Annotated in this window: 19 protein-coding genes; 9 read left to right on the top strand and 10 right to left on the bottom strand. The window is 35.9% G+C overall.

Features of this window, described 5'->3' with window-relative positions; all coding sequences use genetic code 11:
* Nucleotides 1–61 precede the first annotated feature (61 nt).
* The 3 genes from VB798_RS05130 to VB798_RS05120 all read right to left on the bottom strand — a co-directional run bounded on the left by VB798_RS05130 (nt 62) and on the right by VB798_RS05120 (nt 5,176).
* Nucleotides 62–1,510, bottom strand: coding sequence for an APC family permease (locus VB798_RS05130; protein WP_323256644.1), 1,449 nt, complete (start codon nt 1,508–1,510; stop codon nt 62–64).
* Between the two features lie 222 nt (nt 1,511–1,732).
* On the bottom strand, nt 1,733–4,687 hold the full coding sequence (secDF, locus tag VB798_RS05125) for a protein translocase subunit SecDF (protein WP_323256642.1): 2,955 nt from the start codon (nt 4,685–4,687) through the stop codon (nt 1,733–1,735).
* Nucleotides 4,688–4,813: 126 nt separating this feature from the next.
* Nucleotides 4,814–5,176 (bottom strand): hypothetical protein, encoded by a 363-nt coding sequence (locus VB798_RS05120; RefSeq protein ID WP_323256640.1) that lies wholly within the window; start codon nt 5,174–5,176, stop codon nt 4,814–4,816.
* Nucleotides 5,177–5,295: 119 nt separating this feature from the next.
* On the opposite strand from VB798_RS05120, the gene nadC reads away from it, so the two are divergent.
* Together nadC and nadA are read left to right on the top strand one after the other, a co-directional pair.
* On the top strand, nt 5,296–6,150 hold the full coding sequence (gene nadC / locus VB798_RS05115; RefSeq protein ID WP_323256638.1) for a carboxylating nicotinate-nucleotide diphosphorylase: 855 nt from the start codon (nt 5,296–5,298) through the stop codon (nt 6,148–6,150).
* 92 nt (nt 6,151–6,242) lie between these two features.
* Nucleotides 6,243–7,232 carry a quinolinate synthase NadA gene (gene nadA / locus VB798_RS05110; protein WP_323256636.1) on the top strand — a complete coding sequence of 330 codons (990 nt, stop codon included), beginning with the start codon at nt 6,243–6,245 and terminating at the stop codon, nt 7,230–7,232.
* A 94-nt stretch (nt 7,233–7,326) separates the two neighbouring features.
* On the opposite strand, the gene VB798_RS05105 is transcribed toward nadA, so the two are convergent.
* The 6 genes from VB798_RS05105 to VB798_RS05080 all read right to left on the bottom strand — a co-directional run bounded on the left by VB798_RS05105 (nt 7,327) and on the right by VB798_RS05080 (nt 12,800).
* A complete protein-coding gene (locus VB798_RS05105; protein WP_323256634.1) occupies nt 7,327–7,488 on the bottom strand; it encodes a hypothetical protein in 162 nt (53 codons plus the stop codon).
* Nucleotides 7,489–7,504: 16 nt separating this feature from the next.
* Nucleotides 7,505–8,215 (bottom strand): hypothetical protein, encoded by a 711-nt coding sequence (locus tag VB798_RS05100; RefSeq protein ID WP_323256632.1) that lies wholly within the window; start codon nt 8,213–8,215, stop codon nt 7,505–7,507.
* A complete protein-coding gene (locus tag VB798_RS05095; protein ID WP_323256630.1) occupies nt 8,212–8,955 on the bottom strand; it encodes an LVIVD repeat-containing protein in 744 nt (247 codons plus the stop codon). Before VB798_RS05095 ends, VB798_RS05100 begins: the two co-directional genes overlap by 4 nt.
* On the bottom strand, nt 8,952–9,485 hold the full coding sequence (locus VB798_RS05090; protein WP_323256628.1) for an LVIVD repeat-containing protein: 534 nt from the start codon (nt 9,483–9,485) through the stop codon (nt 8,952–8,954). The genes VB798_RS05095 and VB798_RS05090 overlap by 4 nt, the downstream gene beginning before the upstream one ends.
* Before the next feature lie 189 nt (nt 9,486–9,674).
* Nucleotides 9,675–10,139, bottom strand: coding sequence for a hypothetical protein (locus VB798_RS05085; RefSeq protein ID WP_323256626.1), 465 nt, complete (start codon nt 10,137–10,139; stop codon nt 9,675–9,677).
* Between the two features lie 180 nt (nt 10,140–10,319).
* Entirely contained in the window at nt 10,320–12,800 is a 2,481-nt protein-coding gene (locus tag VB798_RS05080; RefSeq protein WP_323256624.1) for a ribonucleoside-diphosphate reductase subunit alpha, read from the bottom strand.
* A 741-nt stretch (nt 12,801–13,541) separates the two neighbouring features.
* On the opposite strand from VB798_RS05080, the gene VB798_RS05075 reads away from it, so the two are divergent.
* The 5 genes from VB798_RS05075 to VB798_RS05055 all read left to right on the top strand — a co-directional run bounded on the left by VB798_RS05075 (nt 13,542) and on the right by VB798_RS05055 (nt 18,054).
* The gene (locus tag VB798_RS05075; RefSeq protein WP_323256622.1) at nt 13,542–13,787 is read left to right on the top strand and encodes a type B 50S ribosomal protein L31; all 246 of its coding nucleotides are present in this window, start codon (nt 13,542–13,544) and stop codon (nt 13,785–13,787) included.
* 230 nt (nt 13,788–14,017) lie between these two features.
* A complete protein-coding gene (locus VB798_RS05070; RefSeq protein WP_323256620.1) occupies nt 14,018–15,172 on the top strand; it encodes a GlmU family protein in 1,155 nt (384 codons plus the stop codon).
* Between the two features lie 121 nt (nt 15,173–15,293).
* A complete protein-coding gene (locus VB798_RS05065; RefSeq protein WP_323256617.1) occupies nt 15,294–16,403 on the top strand; it encodes a DNA polymerase III subunit in 1,110 nt (369 codons plus the stop codon).
* A gap of 237 nt (nt 16,404–16,640) precedes the next feature.
* On the top strand, nt 16,641–17,570 hold the full coding sequence (hemC, locus tag VB798_RS05060) for a hydroxymethylbilane synthase (RefSeq protein WP_323256615.1): 930 nt from the start codon (nt 16,641–16,643) through the stop codon (nt 17,568–17,570).
* Nucleotides 17,571–17,661: 91 nt separating this feature from the next.
* Entirely contained in the window at nt 17,662–18,054 is a 393-nt protein-coding gene (locus VB798_RS05055; RefSeq protein ID WP_323256613.1) for a hypothetical protein, read from the top strand.
* Between the two features lie 117 nt (nt 18,055–18,171).
* Here VB798_RS05055 and VB798_RS05050 read toward each other — a convergent pair whose 3' ends face one another.
* On the bottom strand, nt 18,172–19,755 hold the full coding sequence (locus VB798_RS05050) for a GDSL-type esterase/lipase family protein (RefSeq protein ID WP_323256610.1): 1,584 nt from the start codon (nt 19,753–19,755) through the stop codon (nt 18,172–18,174).
* 215 nt (nt 19,756–19,970) lie between these two features.
* Here VB798_RS05050 and VB798_RS05045 point away from each other — a divergent pair, with 215 nt between their 5' ends.
* Both VB798_RS05045 and VB798_RS05040 read left to right on the top strand, forming a co-directional pair.
* Nucleotides 19,971–20,681, top strand: coding sequence for a peptidylprolyl isomerase (locus VB798_RS05045; protein ID WP_323256608.1), 711 nt, complete (start codon nt 19,971–19,973; stop codon nt 20,679–20,681).
* 20 nt (nt 20,682–20,701) lie between these two features.
* Nucleotides 20,702–21,613, top strand: coding sequence for an SDR family oxidoreductase (locus VB798_RS05040; protein WP_323256606.1), 912 nt, complete (start codon nt 20,702–20,704; stop codon nt 21,611–21,613).
* The last annotated feature ends 14 nt before the right edge of the window (nt 21,614–21,627 follow it).

Genomic DNA, 21,627 nt, shown 5'->3' with positions numbered 1-21,627 from the left:
AAAGAAACCTCACAGAAATTTGTTTTCTGTGAGGTTTTTAAATGGAGTAATCAAATAATTACTAGTTCTTATTCAAATTACTTTTATTTCTACTGTAAAGGAAATACACTAAAATACCTAAAGTACTCCAAATCAAGAATGCGTGCCAAGTTTCTCTTCTTACTTGTGTCATTAAAAACACATTGAAAAGTACTCCCATCGGTGCTACAAACCAGATAAGTGGCGCTTTGTATGGACGTTCGATGTCTGGCTGTTGGTAACGCAATAAAAGTACTGCACCCGAAATCATAGCGAAAGCTAACAAAGTACCCATTGAACACATTTCAGATACTTTATCAATTGGTGTAAGTGCTGATACAATTGATACGATAAGACCAACTAAGATTGTGCTTTTCCAAGGTGTTTTGAAATTTGGGTGAATCGTTTTGAAGAAAGCTGGTAATAAACCATCTTTCGCCATTCCTAAGAAAATACGAGTTTGTCCAAGCATCATTACCAACATTACAGAAGTAAGACCAGCTACAGCAGCAATGGTAATGATAAACACTGCCCAAGGTAAGCCAGCATCAGCAAAAGCCGAAGCTACTGGTGCTTTTAAATCTAGGGTGTCGTATTTTACCATTCCTGTTAATACTAAAGATACCAAAATATATAAAATAGTACAGATTACTAAAGATGCTACGATAGCAAAAGGAATATCTTTACGAGGGTTGATGGCTTCACCAGCTTGCGTAGATACGGCATCGAAACCGATATAAGCAAAGAATACAATGGTTGCTGCAGTTACAACACCATCCCAGCCGAAGTGTCCTTTACCATCTGCATCAAATACTCTTTCTGGAATGAATGGATGCCAGTTTTCTGTTTTTACAAAGAATGCACCTACAATAATTACGAATAATACTACCGAAAGTTTAGTAATTACAATAATATTGTTTGTTTTAGCAGATTCTTGAATACCTCTTACTAATACAGAAGTTACAATCCATGTGATAAAAAAGGCTGCAATATTGAAAGCTGGAACTGGGCCATCAACACCTAGTTTTGTACCAGCCGTATAAGGGTCGTTCATTAAAGTTACTGGCAATTCAATTCCAAATAAATGAACGAGTTTTTCGAAATAACCAGACCATGCTACCGCTACTGTGGTAGCGCCCATCATATATTCAAGGATAAGGTTCCAGCCAATTAGCCAAGCAAAGATTTCACCAACGGTACCGTAAGAATACGCATACGCAGAACCTTCAACGGGAAGAATGGATGAAAATTCAGCATAACAAAGGGAAGCAAATGTACAACCGATGGCTGCAATGACGAAAGCAAGTGCTAAAGCTGGACCGGCGTGGTCGTGGGCAGCAATACCCGTTAAAGTAAAAATACCTCCACCAATAATTGCTCCGATACCTAGTGAAGTAAGCCCCCACTTTGTAAGAACACGTTTAAGTTCAGATTTTTTCATGTCAGCTTCGTAGGCTGCCATTGGTTTTTTACGCCAAATACTGTTATTCATAGGGTTTTAGTTTTTGTGTGAATTTGAAGTGATTTTTAGATTTTGGTTAGTTTAATAAATCTGTTTTTTGTTCAAAGAAATCCTTTCGAGATAAAAAAGTATTAATACTTCATTCTACGAAAGTATATTTTGTTTAAACATCTTTGAAGATACAGAATATTTTGTGTCAAAACAAAAAAAGACCTGCAAGTCAATCAACTTACAGGTCTTTTAATGGACTATTTAAGCTTTTGCGGCAGGTTCAACTTTTTTCTTACCCGTACCTAAATCGATTACGATTGGCGCAGCTACGAAAATTGAAGAATAAGCACCGAAAACAACACCGATAAACATGGCGAATGAGAAACCTCTTAGAATATCTCCACCAAAGAATAACAATACAGTTACTACCAAGAATACTGTTGTAGCAGTCATTACTGTACGGCTCATAGTATGGTTAATAGATTGGTTAATTGTTTTAATCATCAATTCTTTGTTGCTCAAATCGGCATCAAGACCAATTTCTTCACGAATACGGTCGAATACTACCACGGTATCGTTAATAGAGTAACCAATTACAGTTAATACCGCTGCAATAAAGATTTGGTCAACTTCTAACTCAAATCCGAAAAGGCGAGTAATACCAACCATTCCTAATACTACTAATGAATCGTGTAAAAGGGCGATAATACCACCTAATGAATATTGCCATTTACGGAAACGTAATAAAATGTAAATGAAAATACCAACTAGAGCATAAAGAATTGAAATGAATGATTGTTTTAAAATATCATCTGCAATGGTTGCACCTACTTTAGATTCTGAAACAATTGTTGGTTTAGCATCAGCAAATGTCTTCAAACCATTTTCTAATGCTTTACGAACTTTCTGGTTTGCTTGAATCGTTTCGTCTTCTACTAAGTATGCCGTAGTGATTTTTAATTTAGTGTCACCATTAAAAGTTTTTACTTCAACACCTTTTCCTTCAAAGCTATCCGCTAAACCATCTTTAATTGTTCCAGCTTCTACTGGTTTAGATAATTCTACTACGTAAGAACGACCACCTTTGAAGTCAACACCTAAGTTAAAACCACCTTGGATTGTTAATACGATAGCTCCAACAGCAATTAAACCCCATGAGAACCAGTATGAATACTTACGTTTTCCGATAAAGTCAAAGTTAAGTCCTTTGAAAAGATCTTTAGAAATGAATGTTTCAAAAGTAACGTCTTTTTCTTTTCCAGCTTTGATAGCACGATTTGCCATCCAATCTACAAAAACATGAGAAACAAATACAGCAGTAAATACAGACGTAACTAAGCCGATACACAAAGTAACACCAAATCCTTTTACAGAACCTGAACCAAAAATAATCAAAATAACCCCGATAATGATTGTGGTAACGTTACCATCAATAATAGCCGAAAGTGCTTTTTCATAACCTAGTTTGATAGATTCTAATAAACCTTTTCCTTGGTGAAGTTCTTCACGAATACGCTCGTTAATCAATACGTTAGCATCAACCGCCATACCTAATGTTAACACAATACCTGCGATACCTGGCAATGTTAATGCTGCTTGAATTTGTACTAGTACACCTGCAATAAAGAATACGTTGAAGAAAAGTGCAGCATTAGCCATCCAACCTGGGCTACCATAGTAACCAATCATGAAGATAACAACTAACAATAAACCCAATGCCATTGAGAAATAACCTTGGTTGATAGCCTCAGCACCTAATGAAGGACCGATAAAAGCATCTTCAACGATACGAGTAGGAGCAGATAATTTACCTGATTTAATTACGTTCGCTAAATCTTTTGCTTGTTCAACTGTGAATGAACCAGAAATTGATGAACGTCCGCCAGCGATTTCTCCGTTAATATTTGGAGCAGAGTAAATATAGTTATCCAATACAATTGCAATACGTTTTCCAACATTCGCAGCTGTTAAATTTTTCCAAATTCTAGCACCAGTACCATTCATATTCATGGTTACTTCTGGGCGTCCGTTTTGGTCAAAATCTTGAGCCGCATCTGTAATTACTTCTCCATCCAATGGTGCTTTTTGTCCTTCTGCTTTTCTCAAGAATTCAAAAGGAATAATTTCGTCACCATTTGTTGCAGGAATTCCAATGGCATTCCAAGCAAATTGCAGACCTGAAGGGAACATGATTTTTACTTCAGGACGACTGAACAATTCATTTACACGAGCAGTATCTTTACGGAAAACACCCCAAGATCTTCCTTGGTTATCCAAAGGCAAAAACAATTTTGTAAGTGCCGAACCAGCAGTTGTGTCTTTTACAGCAGAATCTTTTTTCGCTACTTTAGCAGCACCTGATAATTGACCAGCCAATCCACCAGCTTTTGTAGTATCGGTAGAAGTTGTCGCTGTTGCAGTACTTGCTTTTTTAGCCTTTTCTTCCGCAGTTAAATATTCACCTAAAGAATTTAAGCCTGGTCCCCATTCAGAAATTTCAGCTACTTCTATAAATTCTAATTTAGAAGCTGCTGATAATAATTTTCTAGCACGTTCAGGATTATCAATACCTGGTAATTCTACTTGAATACGGTTTGTTCCTGGTAAACGTTGGATGTTAGGGTTAGCAACTCCTAATTTATCAATACGAGTTTGAACTGTTTTATAAACACGATCAACAGCTCCATCAATTTCATCGTTGATTACTTTCTTTACTTGTGAATCTGAAGAATTAGAATTTAATTTTTCACGATTTACAGAGTTAGCGAAAATTGATGCCAATTTTTGATTCGGAGCAATTTTAGCAAAAGCCTCATAGAATAATTCATTGAAAGTTTTTGTTGAAGTTGCTTGTGCAGCAGATGCTTCTTGAATTGCTTTTTCGAAGTTAGGATCATTGCTTTTTCCTGACAATGCACGAAGGATTTCTACTGGAGAAACTTCTAACACTGCATGAAGACCGCCTTCTAAGTCCAAACCTTTATGAAGTGCATAAGTAGTTACTTCTTGTAAAGTAAAGCCTAAATAAATAGGTTGTTTCCAAAGAGAGTCAATGTAATGAGTTTTCTTTGCTGGATCTAATTCTCCAGATTTTGAAGTCGCATAATTAATAGCGTCTTCACGAACTGAGCTTGCTTTCCAAGTAAACGAAAGGAAAAATAAACATAAGGCTGAAATAATTCCAGTCAGCCAAATTATGGCACTTTTATAACGCATTTTTGTAGGGAAAAAGTAATTGTGAGTAAATAAACGGATGATTAGGGTTGTAACATTTTAGCCGACATAGCAAAACGTCTTTGATTTGATAGAAATTTTCTATCAAAAATGTTTATCAAGAAAAAATTATGGGGCGTTGGTAACGATAAAATGCTCGAAAAGTACTTCGAGATGCGGAAGGCGAAATGCTAAATTTTGAACAGATTGAATGGTGCGTTCAAAAGATAAAAAAGCAAATTCACAAGGATGGAAAATGAATTCTTGTGCAAAATCAATGTTAACAGGTACAGAAACCTGCATCACCGAAAGTTCAGAAACAGAACATTGTTTAGGTACCTGATTGTCCTGTCTTTGTTCTGTTTTTACTTTACTAAGCAAGTTTTGGCTTTTTTGAGTAACATTAATTGTTTTACCAAAAACGGTAAAAACAATAACGAGCGACATCAAAAAGACGCTGAACAAACGAGCTATGTGTGAATTTTTTTGCATTCTGAATTACAAAACTATCACTTTTTGTTTGGTAATTCCAAATTCTCACTTAAAATAATTGTTCCACCTGTTAGAAATTATTTCTTACTTTTGAGCCGTCATTCATAAACAGCGCAGAAATGTTTAATTATTTAGAACCATCATATATCAAAAAATTCATTCAAACTGCTCTTGCCGAAGATGTTGGTGACGGTGATCATACTTCACTATCAACGATTCCTGCAACAGCCACTGGACGAGCAAAGCTATTGGTAAAAGAAGATGGAATGTTAGCGGGAGTAACTTTAGCAACGATGATTTTTGAAGAAGTTGATAAAGCCCTTGAAGTAAAAGTATTGCTGGAAGACGGCACGACGATAAAAAAAGGAGAAATTGTTTTGACTGTTGAAGGTTCTTCGCAATCAATTTTAAAGGCAGAACGCTTGGTGCTGAATTGTATGCAAAGAATGTCTGGTATTGCTACTTATACCGATTCGATGGTGAAATTATTGGAAGGAACGAAAACCAAATTATTGGATACTCGTAAAACAACGCCAAATTTCCGCCTTTGCGAAAAATGGGCTTGTAAAATTGGGGGTGCCGAAAATCATCGTTACGCATTGTTCGATATGATTTTGATAAAAGATAATCATGTGGATTATGCTGGAGGAATTCACAATGCTATCAAACAAGCAAACGATTATTTGAAAGAAACAGGACGTGCATTAAGTATTGAAATTGAAGTAAGAAACTTAACAGAGCTTCAGGAAGTTTTAGCAATAGGACAAGTAAACAGAATTATGTTAGACAATTTTTCATTTGATGATTTACGTGAGGCTGTAAGCATCATTGATGGTAAATATCCTACTGAAGCTTCTGGTGGAATTAATGAAAAGACCGTCCGACAATATGCAGACTGTGGTGTAGATTATATTTCTTGTGGCGCTTTAACACATCATGTAAATAGTTTGGATTTAAGCTTAAAAGCTTATTAGAGTGATTGGTGAATAGTAATTAGCAATTTTAATATTATTTACTTAATCACTCAATAAAAAGGTGTCTTTTCTCACGATATAAAATTTTAACAATGAATTTATTAGAAGAATCACAACGAGTTGGCTATGTGAGTCGCTCTGTTCCGTTCAAAGGAGAAGATTTAAAAGAACAGATTTTAAAACTTAAAAAAGAGAAAAATGCGGTAATCTTAGCTCATTATTATGTTGATGCTGAAATTCAGGAAATCGCAGATTTTTTAGGAGATAGTTTGGGTTTGGCACAAGCGGCGGAACAAACCGATGCTGATATGATTGTTTTCTGTGGAGTACACTTCATGGGTGAAACAGCTAAGATTCTTAATCCGAATAAAAAAGTAGTATTGCCAGATTTAAACGCTGGTTGTTCTTTGGCTGATGCTGCTCCGAAAGAGGAATTTGCTGCTTTCAAAGCAAAATATCCGGAGGCTGTTGTGGTGAGTTATATCAATTGTACCGCAGATATTAAAGCGATGACGGACATTATTTGTACTTCGTCAAATGCAGTGAAAGTGGTTGAATCAATTCCTGCCGATAAACAAATTATTTTTGCTCCTGATGCCAATTTAGGAAGATATGTAGCGAAAAAAACAGGTCGTGATTTGATTTTGTGGGAAGGTGCTTGTATTGTTCATATTGATATTTCTTTGGAAAAACTCAAGAAAGCGAAAGAAGAAAATCCGAATGCTTTATTGATTGCTCACCCAGAATGTAAGGAAGTAATCTTATCTCAAGCAGATTTTGTAGGTTCAACTACGGCGCTTTTAAGTTTTGTTCAATCATCAGACTGTCAGGAGTTTATTGTGGCGACAGAGGCAGGTATTTTGCACAAAATGAAAATGGCTGTGCCTCATAAAAAGCTTATTCCTGCACCAGCGAATGAAAAAAATGCTTGTGCTTGTTCAGAATGTCCATATATGAAAATGAATACGATGGAAAAACTCTACAATGCAATGTTCTATGAATTACCAGAAATTCAAGTGCCTGAAGAAGTAAGAATTCCTGCTTTAAAGGCGTTGAAAGCAATGTTGGAGATTAGTAAATAATTAAAACATGAGTCATCCCGAATTTTAAAATCACCAAAAAGCGGTCGAAATTAGTTTTTCGACCGCTTTTTGGTGATTGATGGGTAACGAATTCCTACTGTTTGAGCGAAGCGAGTTTAGGAATTCTTGATTTTTTTGCGGCCGCCGCTGCGGTTACTTTTTGTATCAAGACAAAAAGTAAGGACGAGAACAAATCCAAAAAACTTTTAAATCTTCTAAAACTCGCTATTTTAGGAGAAAATTCGGGATGACTCATGTTGTTAATAACCATTCTATAAAATTTGATAGCTCAACTTTAAAGACCATAAAAAATCCACACCTGTTATTTTAAAGTTTAGTGGATTATGAAAATTAAAGTATATCGTTTGTGGACGCCCATTCTCAGAGAAAACATGGTCATTGGGCTCTAATGTGTATTCACCAGTTGTATTTGTATGAGTAGCCATACCAATTCCCCCATACCATTCTAGCCAAAATCGCTCACTGATTTGTCCCATTACTCCTATTTTTCCATAAGCTCCCCAAACTTTATAAATAGTATCGTCAGAGAGTTTTTCATAATATTTATAATCATTATTCCAAGAATTTCCCCCTCTACCAATGGTTGTAGTACTTGGATAAGTATTGGTGCGGTTGAAGAGTTCAAGTCCATAAAAAGAATTTATGCCCTTATTTCTCAAAGCAAATGGTTTTGTATATCTTCTAAATTCTAATCTGTATCGTTGTGATATTTCGCCTTCATCATAAGTACCCTTTGTGCCAGATAGTGAAATATCAGCATTACCATAGGCGTAATCAAACGCAATGGTGGTTCTGGCACTAATATTTGTTTCAAGCCCAAGCTGAATTGCGGCATGGGCTCCTAGATATGTCAATGGTGCTATTTTGAGAAGTAAGTGTCGATGCGAAATGGTAGTATCACTTTGGGCAAATGTGAAAATTCGACTGAAGACTAATAATATAATTAAGATAGAATATTTCATTCGATAGGTATTTTACTGAGAAGTTTTAATGCTTTTGGGTCGCTATAATCGTATTGATAAATACCATTCTGACCAGTTACTATTAGTTTTTGTTGATTTGGAATAACATCATACGAAACCACATCAGTTAAAAACTCCTTTTCAACAGGATTTACTGGGTCTGATAAATCAAAAGATTTTAACCCAAAACTACCTTCACAGATAAATAGGTTTTTCCCATCTACAGCTAATCCATGAGGGTTTTTCATTGGAATGGATTTTACTAATGTAGGGTTTGAGGGATTACTGATATTGACAATATCCAGAGAATTTACTCCTCTTTGGCATAATGTTCCATTTCTTAAGGTCACATAAGCATAATTATCTTGAACCACCACGGGATCACAACTCTTTATGTGTGTATAAGTAGAAAGCAAAAATGGATTTGCAGGGTCTTGGTTATTGAAAATTTGCATTCCCGTATTACTTCCAATAAAAAGCATGTTTTTATAAGGGTAAATGGTTTCTAAGCCAAAGCTTAAATTGATAGTTTTGATTTTTTGAGGAGAAGTATTCTTAATATCGAAAATAGACATATTGCTAGTGCCTACTGTATAAAGATAGCCATCTCCTAAAGTAAAACGAGCCATAGAACCACCTGTACCATTTCCAAAGGGAGACACCGAATCGTTAGCTCCTTGTTGGCAACTTTGAAGGTATATTAACCCCAAAATACAATATAATAATTGTGTCTTTTTCATCTGTAGCATTTTAGTGTGTAGTCAACGTTTAAAACTTTTTCCCAACCAATTACTACGCCTTTGTTACTGTCAACACATTCAAAACGCACATTGGTAACTGGTGGATAATCTTGAGATTCAAACACGTCTTTTAGGCGATGTACTAGCTTGGCTTCTGAAGGTTTGCTAATATTAATACTTATCAAATCTTTCAAGTTATCGGCATATAAAATATCGCCCCTAATGGCAATATCTACATTGCTTGGAATTTGCAAAAAGGCAATTTTCTTGGGGCTTTTCGGGTCTTTATTATCAAAGATATGAACGCCTTTACCAAGTTCGTTCACAAATAAAAACTGGTCTTTGATATAAATTTTACCGGGAGATTTTAATGGTTGTGGAGTAGTGATAACTACTTTGTCTATTTCGTCGGCATTTGCATAAATAGGTCGATACCCTTCGCTAGTGATTGGGAAATCAGGTGGGCTATCAAGTTTGAAACAACTGCTTGCTAGCAAAGCAAGAGATAAGTAGGATAGTAGCTTTTTCATAATTAACGTTTAATGGGTAAAGAATCAATGACTAATTTAGGCGTTTTTACGAAGTAAACCTTTATGTTTTTAATTATTTTTTTAACATAAAAAAAGCCATCAGCAATATATGCTGATGACTTCCGATGTTTTGTTATATTTTACTTTAATCAAGATACTTTTATCTATTGCTCAACTTTACGTTTCAATTTAATAATTATCCTTCTTTTTCAAATAAATCTGAAATTGCTCTTCTGTTAGAATAGCTTTCATTTCTTTATCTCTTTCTTCTTTGATAGTCACAGCTTTTGCTCTGATTTTTGAACGTACTTCTTCCGTAATTGGAGGTACAATTTTCTTTACTTCTTCCGAAAAATCTAAACGTTTGAAGGCAAAGTTAATGTTAGCATTTTCAACTTTTGGAATTTGCTCTTCGGTTAGTTTTAATTTTTTTATCATCCAACGAGTATCCTCATTAGCCATTTTTTCAGGGTCTAAATCTGCTTTTCGGGTAGTACCTTCACCTGCTTGAGGTAGTGTACTTCTTCCCATTCCACCTCTTCCGTAACCTCCATAGCCATATCCACCGCCATACTGAGCATTACTTTCATGAATATGTAGGAAAATAGAAAAGCACAAAGTGACTAAAAGTATTAAGTAATTTTTGGATTTCATCGGGTTACTTGATTTGTTTTTATGTTAAGCAATTTAATCTTTGTCAAAGTAATTGCATGTACTTCAAAGAATGAACAGTTAAATTAATAATTTTCTGCTACTCTTTTCAGTATTTTAGATGAAGTTTATAAAAAAAGCCCTCAATCTTGTGGAATGAGGGCTTTTTAAAAACTGAAATGATTAAGACCCGCAGGCTTCGCATCCATCAGGATCGTCAATTGAGCATTGCATCGCCGACCAATTTTGTTCGACTACGCTGTCTAGGCCTCCTACAACGAGTGAGGCAGCTGATGATTTCGCTTGTGCTGCTTGTGCGGCATAAGCTTCATAACTCATCTCGTGCTCTTGCACAACATTTGCTTGCTCAATGGCCACTTCGGCTTGTTTTTCGACTGTAAACTTGATAGCATCGGCAGCAGCTTTTGTTCTAAGATAATACATCCCAGTTTTCAAGCCTTTTTCCCATGCGTAGAAGTGCATCGAAGTAAGTTTACCAAAGTTCGGGTCTTGAATATGAATATTTAATGATTGCGACTGGCAAATATATGCACCTCTGTCGGCAGCCATTTCAATAATTACTTTTTGTTTGATTTCCCAAACTGTTTTATAAAGGTCTTTTAAACTTTGCGGAATTTCAGCAATGTTTTGAACCGAACCGTTGGCAGAAATCAATTTATTTTTCATTGAATCATTCCATAAGTTCAACTTCACCAAGTCACGAAGAAGGTGTTTGTTCACTACAGCGAATTCTCCAGAAAGTACTCTACGTGCGTAAATGTTTGAAGTATAAGGCTCAAAACATTCGTTATTACCCAAGATTTGTGAGGTCGAAGCCGTTGGCATCGGTGCTACTAATAATGAGTTTCTTACACCATGTGTTTTTACTTTTTCTCTTAAATCTTCCCAATTCCAACGACCAGACTCTGGCGTAACTCCCCACATATCAAATTGGAAAATACCTTGCGAGATTGGTGAACCTGCCCAAGTTTCATAAGGACCTTCTTGAATAGCCAATTCCATTGAAGCTTCCATCGCTGCATAGTACATGGTTTCAAAAATATCTTTATTCAATTGTTTAGCTTCTGCCGATTCAAAAGGCATTCTTAACAAAATAAATACATCAGCCAAACCTTGAACACCTAAACCAATCGGGCGGTGACGCATGTTTGAACGTCTTGCTTCTTCAACTGGATAATAGTTACGGTCGATGATTTTATTTAAGTTTTTCGCTGCAACCTTTGTTACTTTATATAAAGCTTGGTGGTCAAATTCTTGGAAACCTCTTTCGTTAGTTTTTACGAATTTTGGTAAAGCTAAAGATGCTAAGTTACAAACCGCTACTTCGTCTTTAGAAGTATATTCCATAATTTCAGTACATAAGTTTGAAGACTTGATTGTACCTAAATTTTTCTGGTTTGATTTACGGTTAGCGTGGTCTTTGAACAACATATAAGGCGTTCCAGTTTCTGTTTGAGATTCTAAAATCTCGAACCATAAATCTTGAGCCTTAATTACTTTACGTGCTTTTCCAGCTAATTCATAGCTGGTATAAAGTTTTTCAAACTCTTCACCATAAGTATCTGCTAAACCTGGACATTCGTGTGGACAAAGTAATGACCAAGTGTCATTATCTTTAACACGTTTCATGAATAAATCTGGAATCCATAATGCGTAGAATAAATCTCTTGCACGCATTTCTTCTTTACCGTGATTTTTCTTTAATTCTAAGAAATCAAAAATATCTGCATGCCAAGGTTCTAAGTAAACCGCAAATGAACCTTTGCGTTTTCCTCCTCCTTGGTCAACGTAACGAGCAGTATCATTAAATACTTTCAACATCGGTACAATACCGTTTGAAGTACCGTTTGTTCCTTTAATATATGAACCCGTAGCACGAACATTGTGAATTGATAAACCAATTCCACCAGCCGATTGAGAAATTTTAGCACATTGTTTTAATGTATCATAAATTCCTTCAATTGAATCGTCTTGCATCGTTAATAAGAAACAAGATGACATTTGTGGTTTTTGTGTACCTGCATTGAAAAGGGTAGGAGTAGCATGAGTAAACCAACGTTCTGACAATAAATTGTAAGTTTCAATGGCTTTTTCAACATCGCTACCGTGAATACCAATAGATACACGCATCAACATGTGTTGTGGACGTTCAGCAATTTTACCTTCCATTTTTAGAAGATAAGATTTTTCTAAAGTCTTGAACCCAAAGTAATCGTAGCCGAAGTCACGGTCATAAATAATAGCAGCGTCTAATTCACCTGCATTTTTCTTAATGACATCATATACTTCTTTCGACAATAAAGCGGCATTTTCGCCAGTTTTTGGGTCTGTGTAATTATAGAGACGTTTCATCGTTGCCGAGAACGATTTTAAAGTCCCTTTATGCAAATTAGAAACAGCAATTCTGGCTGCAAGTACGGCATAGTCAGGGTGCTTCGTCGTCATCGACGCAGCTGTTTCTGCCGCCAAATTATCTAATTCGCTCGTGGTTACTCCATCATAAAGCCCAGTAATAACTTTTTTGGCTACTTCGAGGGGCTGCACAAAGAATGGATCGAGACTATAGCAAAGTTTTTCGATTCTGGCGGTAATCTTGTCAAACTTTACAGACTCACGTCTGCCATCTCTTTTGATAACGTACATATTAACTCGGGTTTTTTATTGTGTTCAGTTCTATTAAAATAAAGAAAGAAGGCTTGAATATAATCATTCAAAGAAATCAAATAATCATTCCTTGAGTATATTGTTGAAACCATTTTGTGGGTGTTCTCTTCAACACAAACCTTTTGTTTTTCATTCCTTAATCTCCATTATTTTTTACTTAAATCATTGTTTTTTCTTGAAGATGAAAAATGATTTAAGAATTAATTCGGCTAAAATTTTAAGAATTTTTGTGTTAGCAATCTCAAAGAAATCAAGGACTGATTCGATGGGCTAAATCTTTAAATAAAACAGAAACTTTAATAATGAATGATTTTGGTATGCACTTCAAAGATAACAATTTCTTAATCTATTCGCAACGAATAACCAACCATTAAAAAGCAAGAAAAAAAGCAAACTATTTGTTATGTACAACAAGAATTCAAGCCCAGTGCCATTCAGCCAAGTGTCTAACTTGGAATAATCATACTGAAGTTTTTTATAAAAAATTAAGAATACTTTTTCTTGAAAACTTAAATCAAATTACCTTAAAAAAGTTTTTGAAACCACCAAAAAAAATGTAATTTTGCACCCTCAAATAGAAAAAGTGCTTTTGTCGATTGTTATCAGTAATTCGTTTAATTATTTTAAACATCTTGAATACTGTATCTCCCAATTTAACAAACGACTCATTATATACAATCCAGAGACGGCGGGGAATCGTCTCAAAATCAAAATATTACCATGAAACAAGGAATTCATCCAGATTACAGACCAGTGGTTTTCCATGATTTGTCTGCTGATTACAAGTTTTTAACACAATCATGTGTAAAAACAACTGAAACAACTGAATTTGAAGGAGAAACTTATCCAGTATTCAAAATCGAGGTTTCTTCTGAGTCGCACCCATTCTATACAGGTAAAAATGTATTATTGGATACTGCGGGTCGTGTTGATAAATTCTACAAACGTTTCGGTGGCAAGAAATAATTCTTCTACCCAACTGGTGTCGAAATTGAAAAAAAACCTTTTAGAGCAATCTGAAAGGTTTTTTTATGATAAATTATCGGTAATATATAACTTATATTTGTGGCGATTATCTGTTAATGATGAACAGATAACACTGAAAATTAGTGAAATGTAGCACTTTCATTAATTTTGTACGATTACAAACGCTAAACTAATCTTGCCCAGCGGATGGGATACTCCGTACTAAGTTTATGAATTTTATCCTTTTTGATGAGATACAGATTCGTCAGTCTTTGTTGCCTCTAACTTTTACTCGTCCTGTCAGCGAAATCCGCATCGGAATTCAAACCATCAGTGAAAAATGGCAAGCGTACTTACAAAGTGAAGTTTCATTTGATACACAAGATTATTTACAGACAAAGTATCCATTAATCTTGACTGAAGATAATATATTTATCAACGGAGCGGTTTGTCCGACGAAAACGTTAGTTGAAGCCATTCAAGAATTAGCTCCAGAAACTGCTTTGCTTCAAGGAGAAACGATTCTTGCTTATAGAAGTAAAGAAACGAAAAATACTTTTGAAAATACGGTTACTTTTGAAGGTTCTCTCCGAATCATTCGCCATGCAATAGATATTTATACACACAACGGCGAGCAAATTATTAGCGATTTTGAGAGAATTACTCAGGGAAGAACTTCACAGCCAATCAGCGACCGCTTTACTGCTTTTTATAATGAATCACAGATTTTCATTGAAGAAGGCGTTGATTTAAAATCTGTTGTGCTCGATGCTACTCATGGACCGATTTATATTGGCAAAGATGTAAGTCTGAGTATTGGAGCATTAATTCAAGGTCCTTTTGCCATTTGCGAAAAATCTGTCGTGAATATGGGCGCAAAAATGCGTAGAAATACAACCATTGGCCCGCATTGTAAGGTAGGCGGAGAAATCAGTAATTCCGTTATCTTTGGCAATTCAAACAAAGGACACGAAGGCTTCATGGGTAATTCTGTGATTGGCGAGTGGTGTAATTGGGGAGCTGATACCAATAATTCTAACTTGAAAAATGATTATTCAAAAGTAGAATTGTGGAGTTATGTAAGTAATCGCTACGAAAATACAGGTTCGCAATTTGTGGGATTAATCATGGGCGACCATTCTAAATGTGGTATCAATACGATGTTTAATACTGGAACGGTTGTGGGCGTGAATTGCAATATTTTCGGAGCAGATTTTCAACCAAAACATATTCCTTCGTTTTCGTGGAGTAATGGAAATGGTACTTTCAAAACGTATCATTTGCGTAAAGCAAACCAAGTGGCTCGTGCCGTCTTGGAACGTAGAGGAAAAGAATTTGATGCCGTTGAAGAACAAATTTTAAAAGCAATTTTTGAGATGATTTGATGATTTGGAAGTGTGGTAATTTGAAAATGAAATAAAGGGCAATTACTTATTTTCAAATCTTCAAATCATCAAATTTTCAAATTCTCCCACATCATCAAATTTTCAAATCGAAAAAGAATAAATGTTATTTAAAGAAATCCCAGGTTTAAGTGCCATCAAAAATACGCTGATTCGTTCGGTGCAAATGAACCATGTGGCTCATGCACAATTGTTTCATGGAGCAGTTGGCGGAGCAAACTTGGCTTTGGCTTGGGCATATTCAACTTATATTAATTGCGAGGATAAGACCGAAACTGATGCTTGTGGACGTTGTGCGTCTTGTATCAAAATGGCAAAAATGGTGCATCCTGATATTCACCATATTTTCCCGACTCCGAGTGCGAAGGAAACCATTTTGGAATTATTGCCTACTTGGCGTAAGTTTTTGATTGAAAGTCCGTACAGAAGTTTAACAGATTGGTTGGAGTTTACGGGTGCAACTGGCAATAAGCAAGGAATTATTCCTATCAAGGAAGCTCATAATATTATTGAGAAAATTTCGCTCAAGGCTTTTGAAGCGGAGTACAAAATCCTGATTATTTGGCAACCAGAATTAATGAACATCGAGTCGGCGAATTCTTTATTGAAAATTTTAGAAGAACCGCCTACCAAAACGCTGTTTATTCTCGTATGTAACGATACCAACAAGTTATTAACAACGATACTTTCCAGAACGCAAAGAGTAATGATTCCTGCTTTTTCAGATGAAAATACGGTTGAATATCTTACCGAAAAAACAGGAGTAACAACAGAAAGAGCCAAACAAATTGCGTACTTATCTGAAGGAAATATTTCAAAAGCAGTTGCTTTAACTACGCACGAAGGCCAAGTACAGCACGAATGGTTTGCCAATTGGATGCGAATGGCGTACAAACCCAATGTGCCAGCTTTAATAAAATTGGCTGATGAATTTGACGGAATGTCGAAAGAAGACCAAAAAGGCATGATGGAGTACGGCTTGAATATTTTCAGAGATTTATTACTTTGGAAAAACGGAGCAGAAGCTTTGGTGAGATTGGAAGGAGAGGAGCTTACTTTTGTGCAAAATTTTTCAAAAGCAGTAAAAATTGAAGCTATCGAACTGATTGTACAAGAATTCAGTCAAGTATATTATTATTTAGAACGCAACGCAAGGGCGAAGATTTTACATTTAGATTTATCATTAACCATCGCCCGATTGTTCAAAAGCTAAGTAAAAAGACGTTATTCGTCAACAGTATATCCGTTATCTGTATTTTATTATTAACAAGCAGATAGAAAATATTACCTTTTTAGCAGGCGAATTAATTCGCCTGCTAATTGGAATTTGTTGAGTAATAAGGGTAAAAGATTTATCATTTAATAATTCCAGCTACTTTAAATGGAATTATCCAAAAACTAAAAGCTTACAGCTCAAGGCTTATAGCTCAGAGCTAATAATCATCCAACCATGAGTACAATAAAATTAGGAACGAGAGGGTCAAAATTAGCACTTTGGCAAGCGTACTTCATCAAAGAAACATTAGAAAAAGGCGGTTTATCTGTTGAAATCGTTATTATCAATACCAAAGGAGACCAAATCTTAGACCGTTCTTTGTCGAAAATTGGCTCAAAAGGAGTATTTACAGAAGAATTAGAAGAAAAACTTCGTTCTGGCGAAATAGATATAGCACAACATTCTGCCAAAGATTTACAATCGGAATTGGCGGATGATTTAGAATTAATTGCCTTTACCGAGCGTGAAAAAGTAAACGACGTTTTGGTAAGTTATGATAAAAGTTTATCGCTGGAAAGTGGAAAACCTTTTGTAGTTGGTACTTCTTCAACCCGAAGAGTAGCGATGTTGAAGCATTTTTATCCGCACATCAAAACCGTGGATATGCGTGGCAATTTGCAAACTCGTATGGGCAAATTAGAAAGTGGCGTTTGTGATGCTTTGTTATTGGCTTATGCAGGAGTGCATCGCATGGGCTACGAAGAACATATTGCTGAGTTGATTTCTTTAAATAAGTTTACGCCGGCCGTCGGACAAGGTTCTGTGGCGATAGAATGTGCCGTTTCGTTGGATGCTGAAAAGAAAGCAAAAATTCGTGAATTGTGTAATCATGCCGAAACGGAGCAACAACTATTGGCAGAACGTGCTTACTTGAGACGCTTGCAAGGTGGTTGTAGTATTCCAGTTTTTGGCTTGGCACAAACTGCTGAAAATGGCGAATTGACGATGACAGGCGGAATTATCGGTTTAGACGGACAAGAAGTATTAAAAGAAAGAGTATCAGGAACGGATGCGATTGAAATCGGCGAAACTTTAGCAGAAAAGATTTTAAAACTGGGCGGAGATAGAATTTTGAAAGAAATTCGTGAGGGACTAAGCAGTTAGTGAATTAGTGATTTTTGATTGAGTGATTATGTTTTAGTAAACCGCTTTTTTAGAAATACTGATAATAGATAAACAATTAACGTTTTTACTTATGTCTGCTGAAAATATCTTCAAAAAACTTCGTTTGGATAGCAATAAACAGCTTTTGATTGTGAATGCTCCTGAAAGTTACTTATCGTTATTGGTAGGCTCTAATTATGATACTGAACCCAAAGCGGAGGGAATTTACGATTTTGTACAAGTATTTGCCGTTCAGCAAGCTGAATTAGAGACTTTAATGCAGTCTGTAAGTAAGGCTGGGAAATTCGATTGTGTATTTTGGGCTTGTTATCCGAAAGGAACAGGTAAAATAAAAAGTGATATTAAACGTGAAACGGTTTGGACTGCTTTTGATTTAATCGGACTTCAAGCGGTTTCACAAGTAGCCATTGATGAAACTTGGTCAGCCTTGCGTGGCAGACCTGTTTCTATGGTGGGAAAATGATAAAATGGTGATTTGAAGATTTGAAAATGTGGTAATTTGAAAATTACTTATTGACACATAATTACCAAAAAGTCATTTTCAAATCTTCAAATCATCCCACATTTTCAAATCAAAAAACTACTTCAAAGCTTTTGTAATAGCTTCTTTAGCTAATTTCTCCATGATTTTATAGCAAGTAATTGTTGGATGTACGCCATCTTCTGCCATTTCTTTGCTCAATCCATTTCTTTCATCTTTCAAAGGCGTGAAGTAATCAAGATATACCAAGTTGTATTGTTTCGCCAATTGTTTGATGCCTTCGTTCAAAGCCATTACTTTAATGGGTACATCTTTAATTTCTTTTCTCCACGGAAAAGCAGCCGCTGGCATCACCGAAGCCAAAATCACTTTAATATTATTTGCTTTGGCGATTTCAATCATAGATTTATAGTTTGCCAAAGTATATTCTTGCATATAATCCCCCGTGTTTTCTTCAATGTCGTTGATACCGATGTTGATAATGACTACTTTAGGTTTCAAATCCACCACATCCTGACGAAAACGTAATAAAGTTTGTGGAGACGTTTGTCCGCTGATGCCTCTTCCTACATAATTATTGCTATTAAAAAAGTCAGCGTCAGCACCAACCCAGCCTTCTGTGATAGAATCTCCTGTAAAAACTACTCTTGTTTGTCCTTGTTTAGGCTCGCCGATTTCGGCATTGGCTTTTTTGTATTTTACCAAGTTTGCCCAATCTCTTCTTTCTCTTTCAGCATTTTGTTTTGAAAACATTTCTAATTGTTCTTCGGTAAATTGTTGTTCCCATTTGTTAGGGTAACGTTTTTTGAGATAACCTTGTAGTTTTAGCCAATCGCCAAAACGTTCGTACCAAGTATCTGTTGGAATTTTTTGTTTGTTCATACCAAAACCATGTCCACCTTTTTCGTAAATGTGCATTTCCACAGGTTGTCCTGCGGCTTTCCAATCTAAATATAATTGTGCGTTTGCTGGTGCAAAACCCAATTGGTCGTCGGAAGCCAAAGCGATAAAAATGGGCGTTTTTTCTTTAGGAATATTTTTGATTTCCTCTACTGCTTTTGTGTAAGCGTAAATAGGAGCGATAAAATTAGGTTTACTTTCTTCGGTAGCTTTGTACATTGCACCTAAAGTAAGTGTTCCGCCAGCCGAAAAGCCAATCATCCCAATTTTGTTCGGGTCGATGTCGTACTTTTCTGCATTTTTTCGGATGTATTTAATCGCTGTTGAAGCATCTTGAATGGCTAAAGGAATCACTGGAGCGTTTTCTTCATCCAAAGTTTTGAAGTTACCCATTTTGCCCATTAATTCTTTCACGGGGTCGTCGGTAAAACTTCTGGCTACTCTGTACTTCAAAACGAATGCCGCAATACCTTTTGAGTTCAAGTATTTGGCTACTTCAATTCCTTCGCTGTCAATAGAAAGTGTATGAAATGCTCCGCCCGGTGCAATCAGCATTGCCGTTCCAGTCGCTTTATCTTTGTCGGGTAAAAAAGCCGTGATGGTTGGTTCGGCTACGTTATAGATTACTCTGGTTTTGAAAATGTTATTCGTACTTTCGGCTTCCGACCAAGTCCAACTTTCAGAATCTGGGGCTTTACCTGAATACAATTTGGTGACTTCCTGTGCAAAAGCTGATGAGCTGAGGAGTAAAGCGCAAATTAAACTGTAATGTGTTTTTTTCATAGTTATTTATATTTGAGATTGTAATGAATTAAGCAGCATGATTATAATTCGATGTCTGACAAAATATGCTTGAAGTTAATCATGAATTACCAGTTAACAATATGCCAATTCCAAAAACTGATGCTGGTTTTTATGAAGTGAGATTCTGCGCATCAAGAAAAAAATAGTACATTTAGTTTTTAACATTTCATCTCACTAAAATGGTCTCGTTTGGCATGATTTCAAACAAAAAAACACTCTTATTCCTACTTGCATCATTCATTTCTTTGCAGACTTTTTCGCAAAGTAAAAGAAAAGATTATCTGGTTACTTTTAGCACGCCTTTTGGCGAAATGCACGCAATTTTGCACAATGAAACGCCACAGCACAAAAAGAATTTCTTGAAATTGGTGAATCATAAATTTTATGATGGTTTACTTTTTCACCGTGTTATTAAGGCTTTTATGATTCAGGGTGGAGACCCGAATTCTAAAAAAGCAAAAGAAGGAGAAGTATTAGGGAATGGCGATGTGGGCTACAAAGTACCCGCAGAAATTACACCAGAATTGTTTCATAAAAAAGGTGTTTTGGCGGCGGCACGAGATAATAATCCAGAAAAAGCGTCTTCGGGTTGTCAGTATTATATTGTACAAGGTCAGATTTGGAATGATTCAAGTTTGACGAAGCAAATGGCGAGAAGTCCGTTGAGAACTTATACAGAAGAACAGAAAAACGTTTATAAAACCATTGGTGGAACACCACATTTGGATGGAAATTATACTGTTTTCGGACAAGTAATTGATAATTTATGGGTCGTAGATTCGGTAGCAAATCAGGCGAGAGACAAAAATAATCGTCCTTTAAAAGATATTCCGATGAAAATTACTTGTAAAAAAATGCGTAAAAAGAAGATTACAAAACTGTATGCTTATAGTTTTGGAGAGTAAATCTTGAAATAGAGAATATAATGTCAAAAAAGAAAATACTCATTACAGGCTCAAATGGTCTGCTAGGGCAAAAGCTAGTTTTGTTATTAGCAAACCAAAATGATATTCATTTAGTTGCTACGGCAAGAGGTAAAAACCGTTTGCCATTTACAGAAGGCTACGAATATCAGGAAATGGATATTACCAATGCTGAACAAGTAGCAGAAGTAATTGATAAAATACAACCAAATGCCATTATTCACACAGCCGCCATGACGAATGTTGACCAATGCGAATTTGAAAAAGATTTATGTTGGGTAATGAATGTAAAAGCTGTGGAGTATTTGACAGAAGCCTGCGAAAAGCACGATATTTACCTTTGTCATCTTTCAACGGATTTTGTTTTCGACGGTGCGGCTGGGCCATATTCAGAAGAAGCACAACCAAGTCCAGTAAGTTATTATGGCTGGACGAAGTATGCAGCGGAGGAAGTCGTAAGACGTTCAACATGCCGTTGGAGTATTGCCAGAACGGTTTTGGTTTATGGTATTGTTTCAGATATGAGCAGAAGTAATATAATTTTATGGGTAAAAAAATCTTTAGAAGAAGGCAAAAATATCAAAGTGGTTACCGACCAATTTCGTACACCAACTTTGGCAGAAGACTTAGCCAAAGGCTGTTGGTTGATGACTGATAAAGAAGAAGAAGGGATTTTTCATATTTCGGGAAAAGACTTTTTAACGCCTTATGAAATGGCGATTAAAACGGCTGATTTTTTCCATTTAGATAAATCACTAATCAGCGAAGCCGATTCAAGTAATTTCACTCAGCCTGCCAAACGTCCACCAAGAACAGGTTTTATTTTGGATAAAGCTATTGCTGAATTAGGATACAATCCAGTAAGTTTTGAAGAGGGAATTGCTGTTGTGGCAGAACAGACGAAGGCTTTGTAAGTTTTACTCATGCC

Source organism: Arcicella lustrica (assembly GCF_034930985.1).
Lineage (GTDB): Bacteria > Bacteroidota > Bacteroidia > Cytophagales > Spirosomataceae > Arcicella > Arcicella lustrica.
Note: the sequence above shows the minus strand (reverse complement) of the source record. Positions and strands in the feature narration are given on the sequence as shown.

Coding starts and splice junctions, on each gene's coding strand:
- VB798_RS05130 (WP_323256644.1), bottom strand. CDS start 1,510: ATGAATAACAGTATTTGGCGTAAAAAACCAATGGCAGCCTACGAAGCT.
- secDF (WP_323256642.1), bottom strand. CDS start 4,687: ATGCGTTATAAAAGTGCCATAATTTGGCTGACTGGAATTATTTCAGCC.
- VB798_RS05120 (WP_323256640.1), bottom strand. CDS start 5,176: ATGCAAAAAAATTCACACATAGCTCGTTTGTTCAGCGTCTTTTTGATG.
- nadC (WP_323256638.1), top strand. CDS start 5,296: ATGTTTAATTATTTAGAACCATCATATATCAAAAAATTCATTCAAACT.
- nadA (WP_323256636.1), top strand. CDS start 6,243: ATGAATTTATTAGAAGAATCACAACGAGTTGGCTATGTGAGTCGCTCT.
- VB798_RS05105 (WP_323256634.1), bottom strand. CDS start 7,488: ATGAGTCATCCCGAATTTTCTCCTAAAATAGCGAGTTTTAGAAGATTT.
- VB798_RS05100 (WP_323256632.1), bottom strand. CDS start 8,215: ATGAAATATTCTATCTTAATTATATTATTAGTCTTCAGTCGAATTTTC.
- VB798_RS05095 (WP_323256630.1), bottom strand. CDS start 8,955: ATGAAAAAGACACAATTATTATATTGTATTTTGGGGTTAATATACCTT.
- VB798_RS05090 (WP_323256628.1), bottom strand. CDS start 9,485: ATGAAAAAGCTACTATCCTACTTATCTCTTGCTTTGCTAGCAAGCAGT.
- VB798_RS05085 (WP_323256626.1), bottom strand. CDS start 10,139: ATGAAATCCAAAAATTACTTAATACTTTTAGTCACTTTGTGCTTTTCT.
- VB798_RS05080 (WP_323256624.1), bottom strand. CDS start 12,800: ATGTACGTTATCAAAAGAGATGGCAGACGTGAGTCTGTAAAGTTTGAC.
- VB798_RS05075 (WP_323256622.1), top strand. CDS start 13,542: ATGAAACAAGGAATTCATCCAGATTACAGACCAGTGGTTTTCCATGAT.
- VB798_RS05070 (WP_323256620.1), top strand. CDS start 14,018: ATGAATTTTATCCTTTTTGATGAGATACAGATTCGTCAGTCTTTGTTG.
- VB798_RS05065 (WP_323256617.1), top strand. CDS start 15,294: ATGTTATTTAAAGAAATCCCAGGTTTAAGTGCCATCAAAAATACGCTG.
- hemC (WP_323256615.1), top strand. CDS start 16,641: ATGAGTACAATAAAATTAGGAACGAGAGGGTCAAAATTAGCACTTTGG.
- VB798_RS05055 (WP_323256613.1), top strand. CDS start 17,662: ATGTCTGCTGAAAATATCTTCAAAAAACTTCGTTTGGATAGCAATAAA.
- VB798_RS05050 (WP_323256610.1), bottom strand. CDS start 19,755: ATGAAAAAAACACATTACAGTTTAATTTGCGCTTTACTCCTCAGCTCA.
- VB798_RS05045 (WP_323256608.1), top strand. CDS start 19,971: ATGATTTCAAACAAAAAAACACTCTTATTCCTACTTGCATCATTCATT.
- VB798_RS05040 (WP_323256606.1), top strand. CDS start 20,702: ATGTCAAAAAAGAAAATACTCATTACAGGCTCAAATGGTCTGCTAGGG.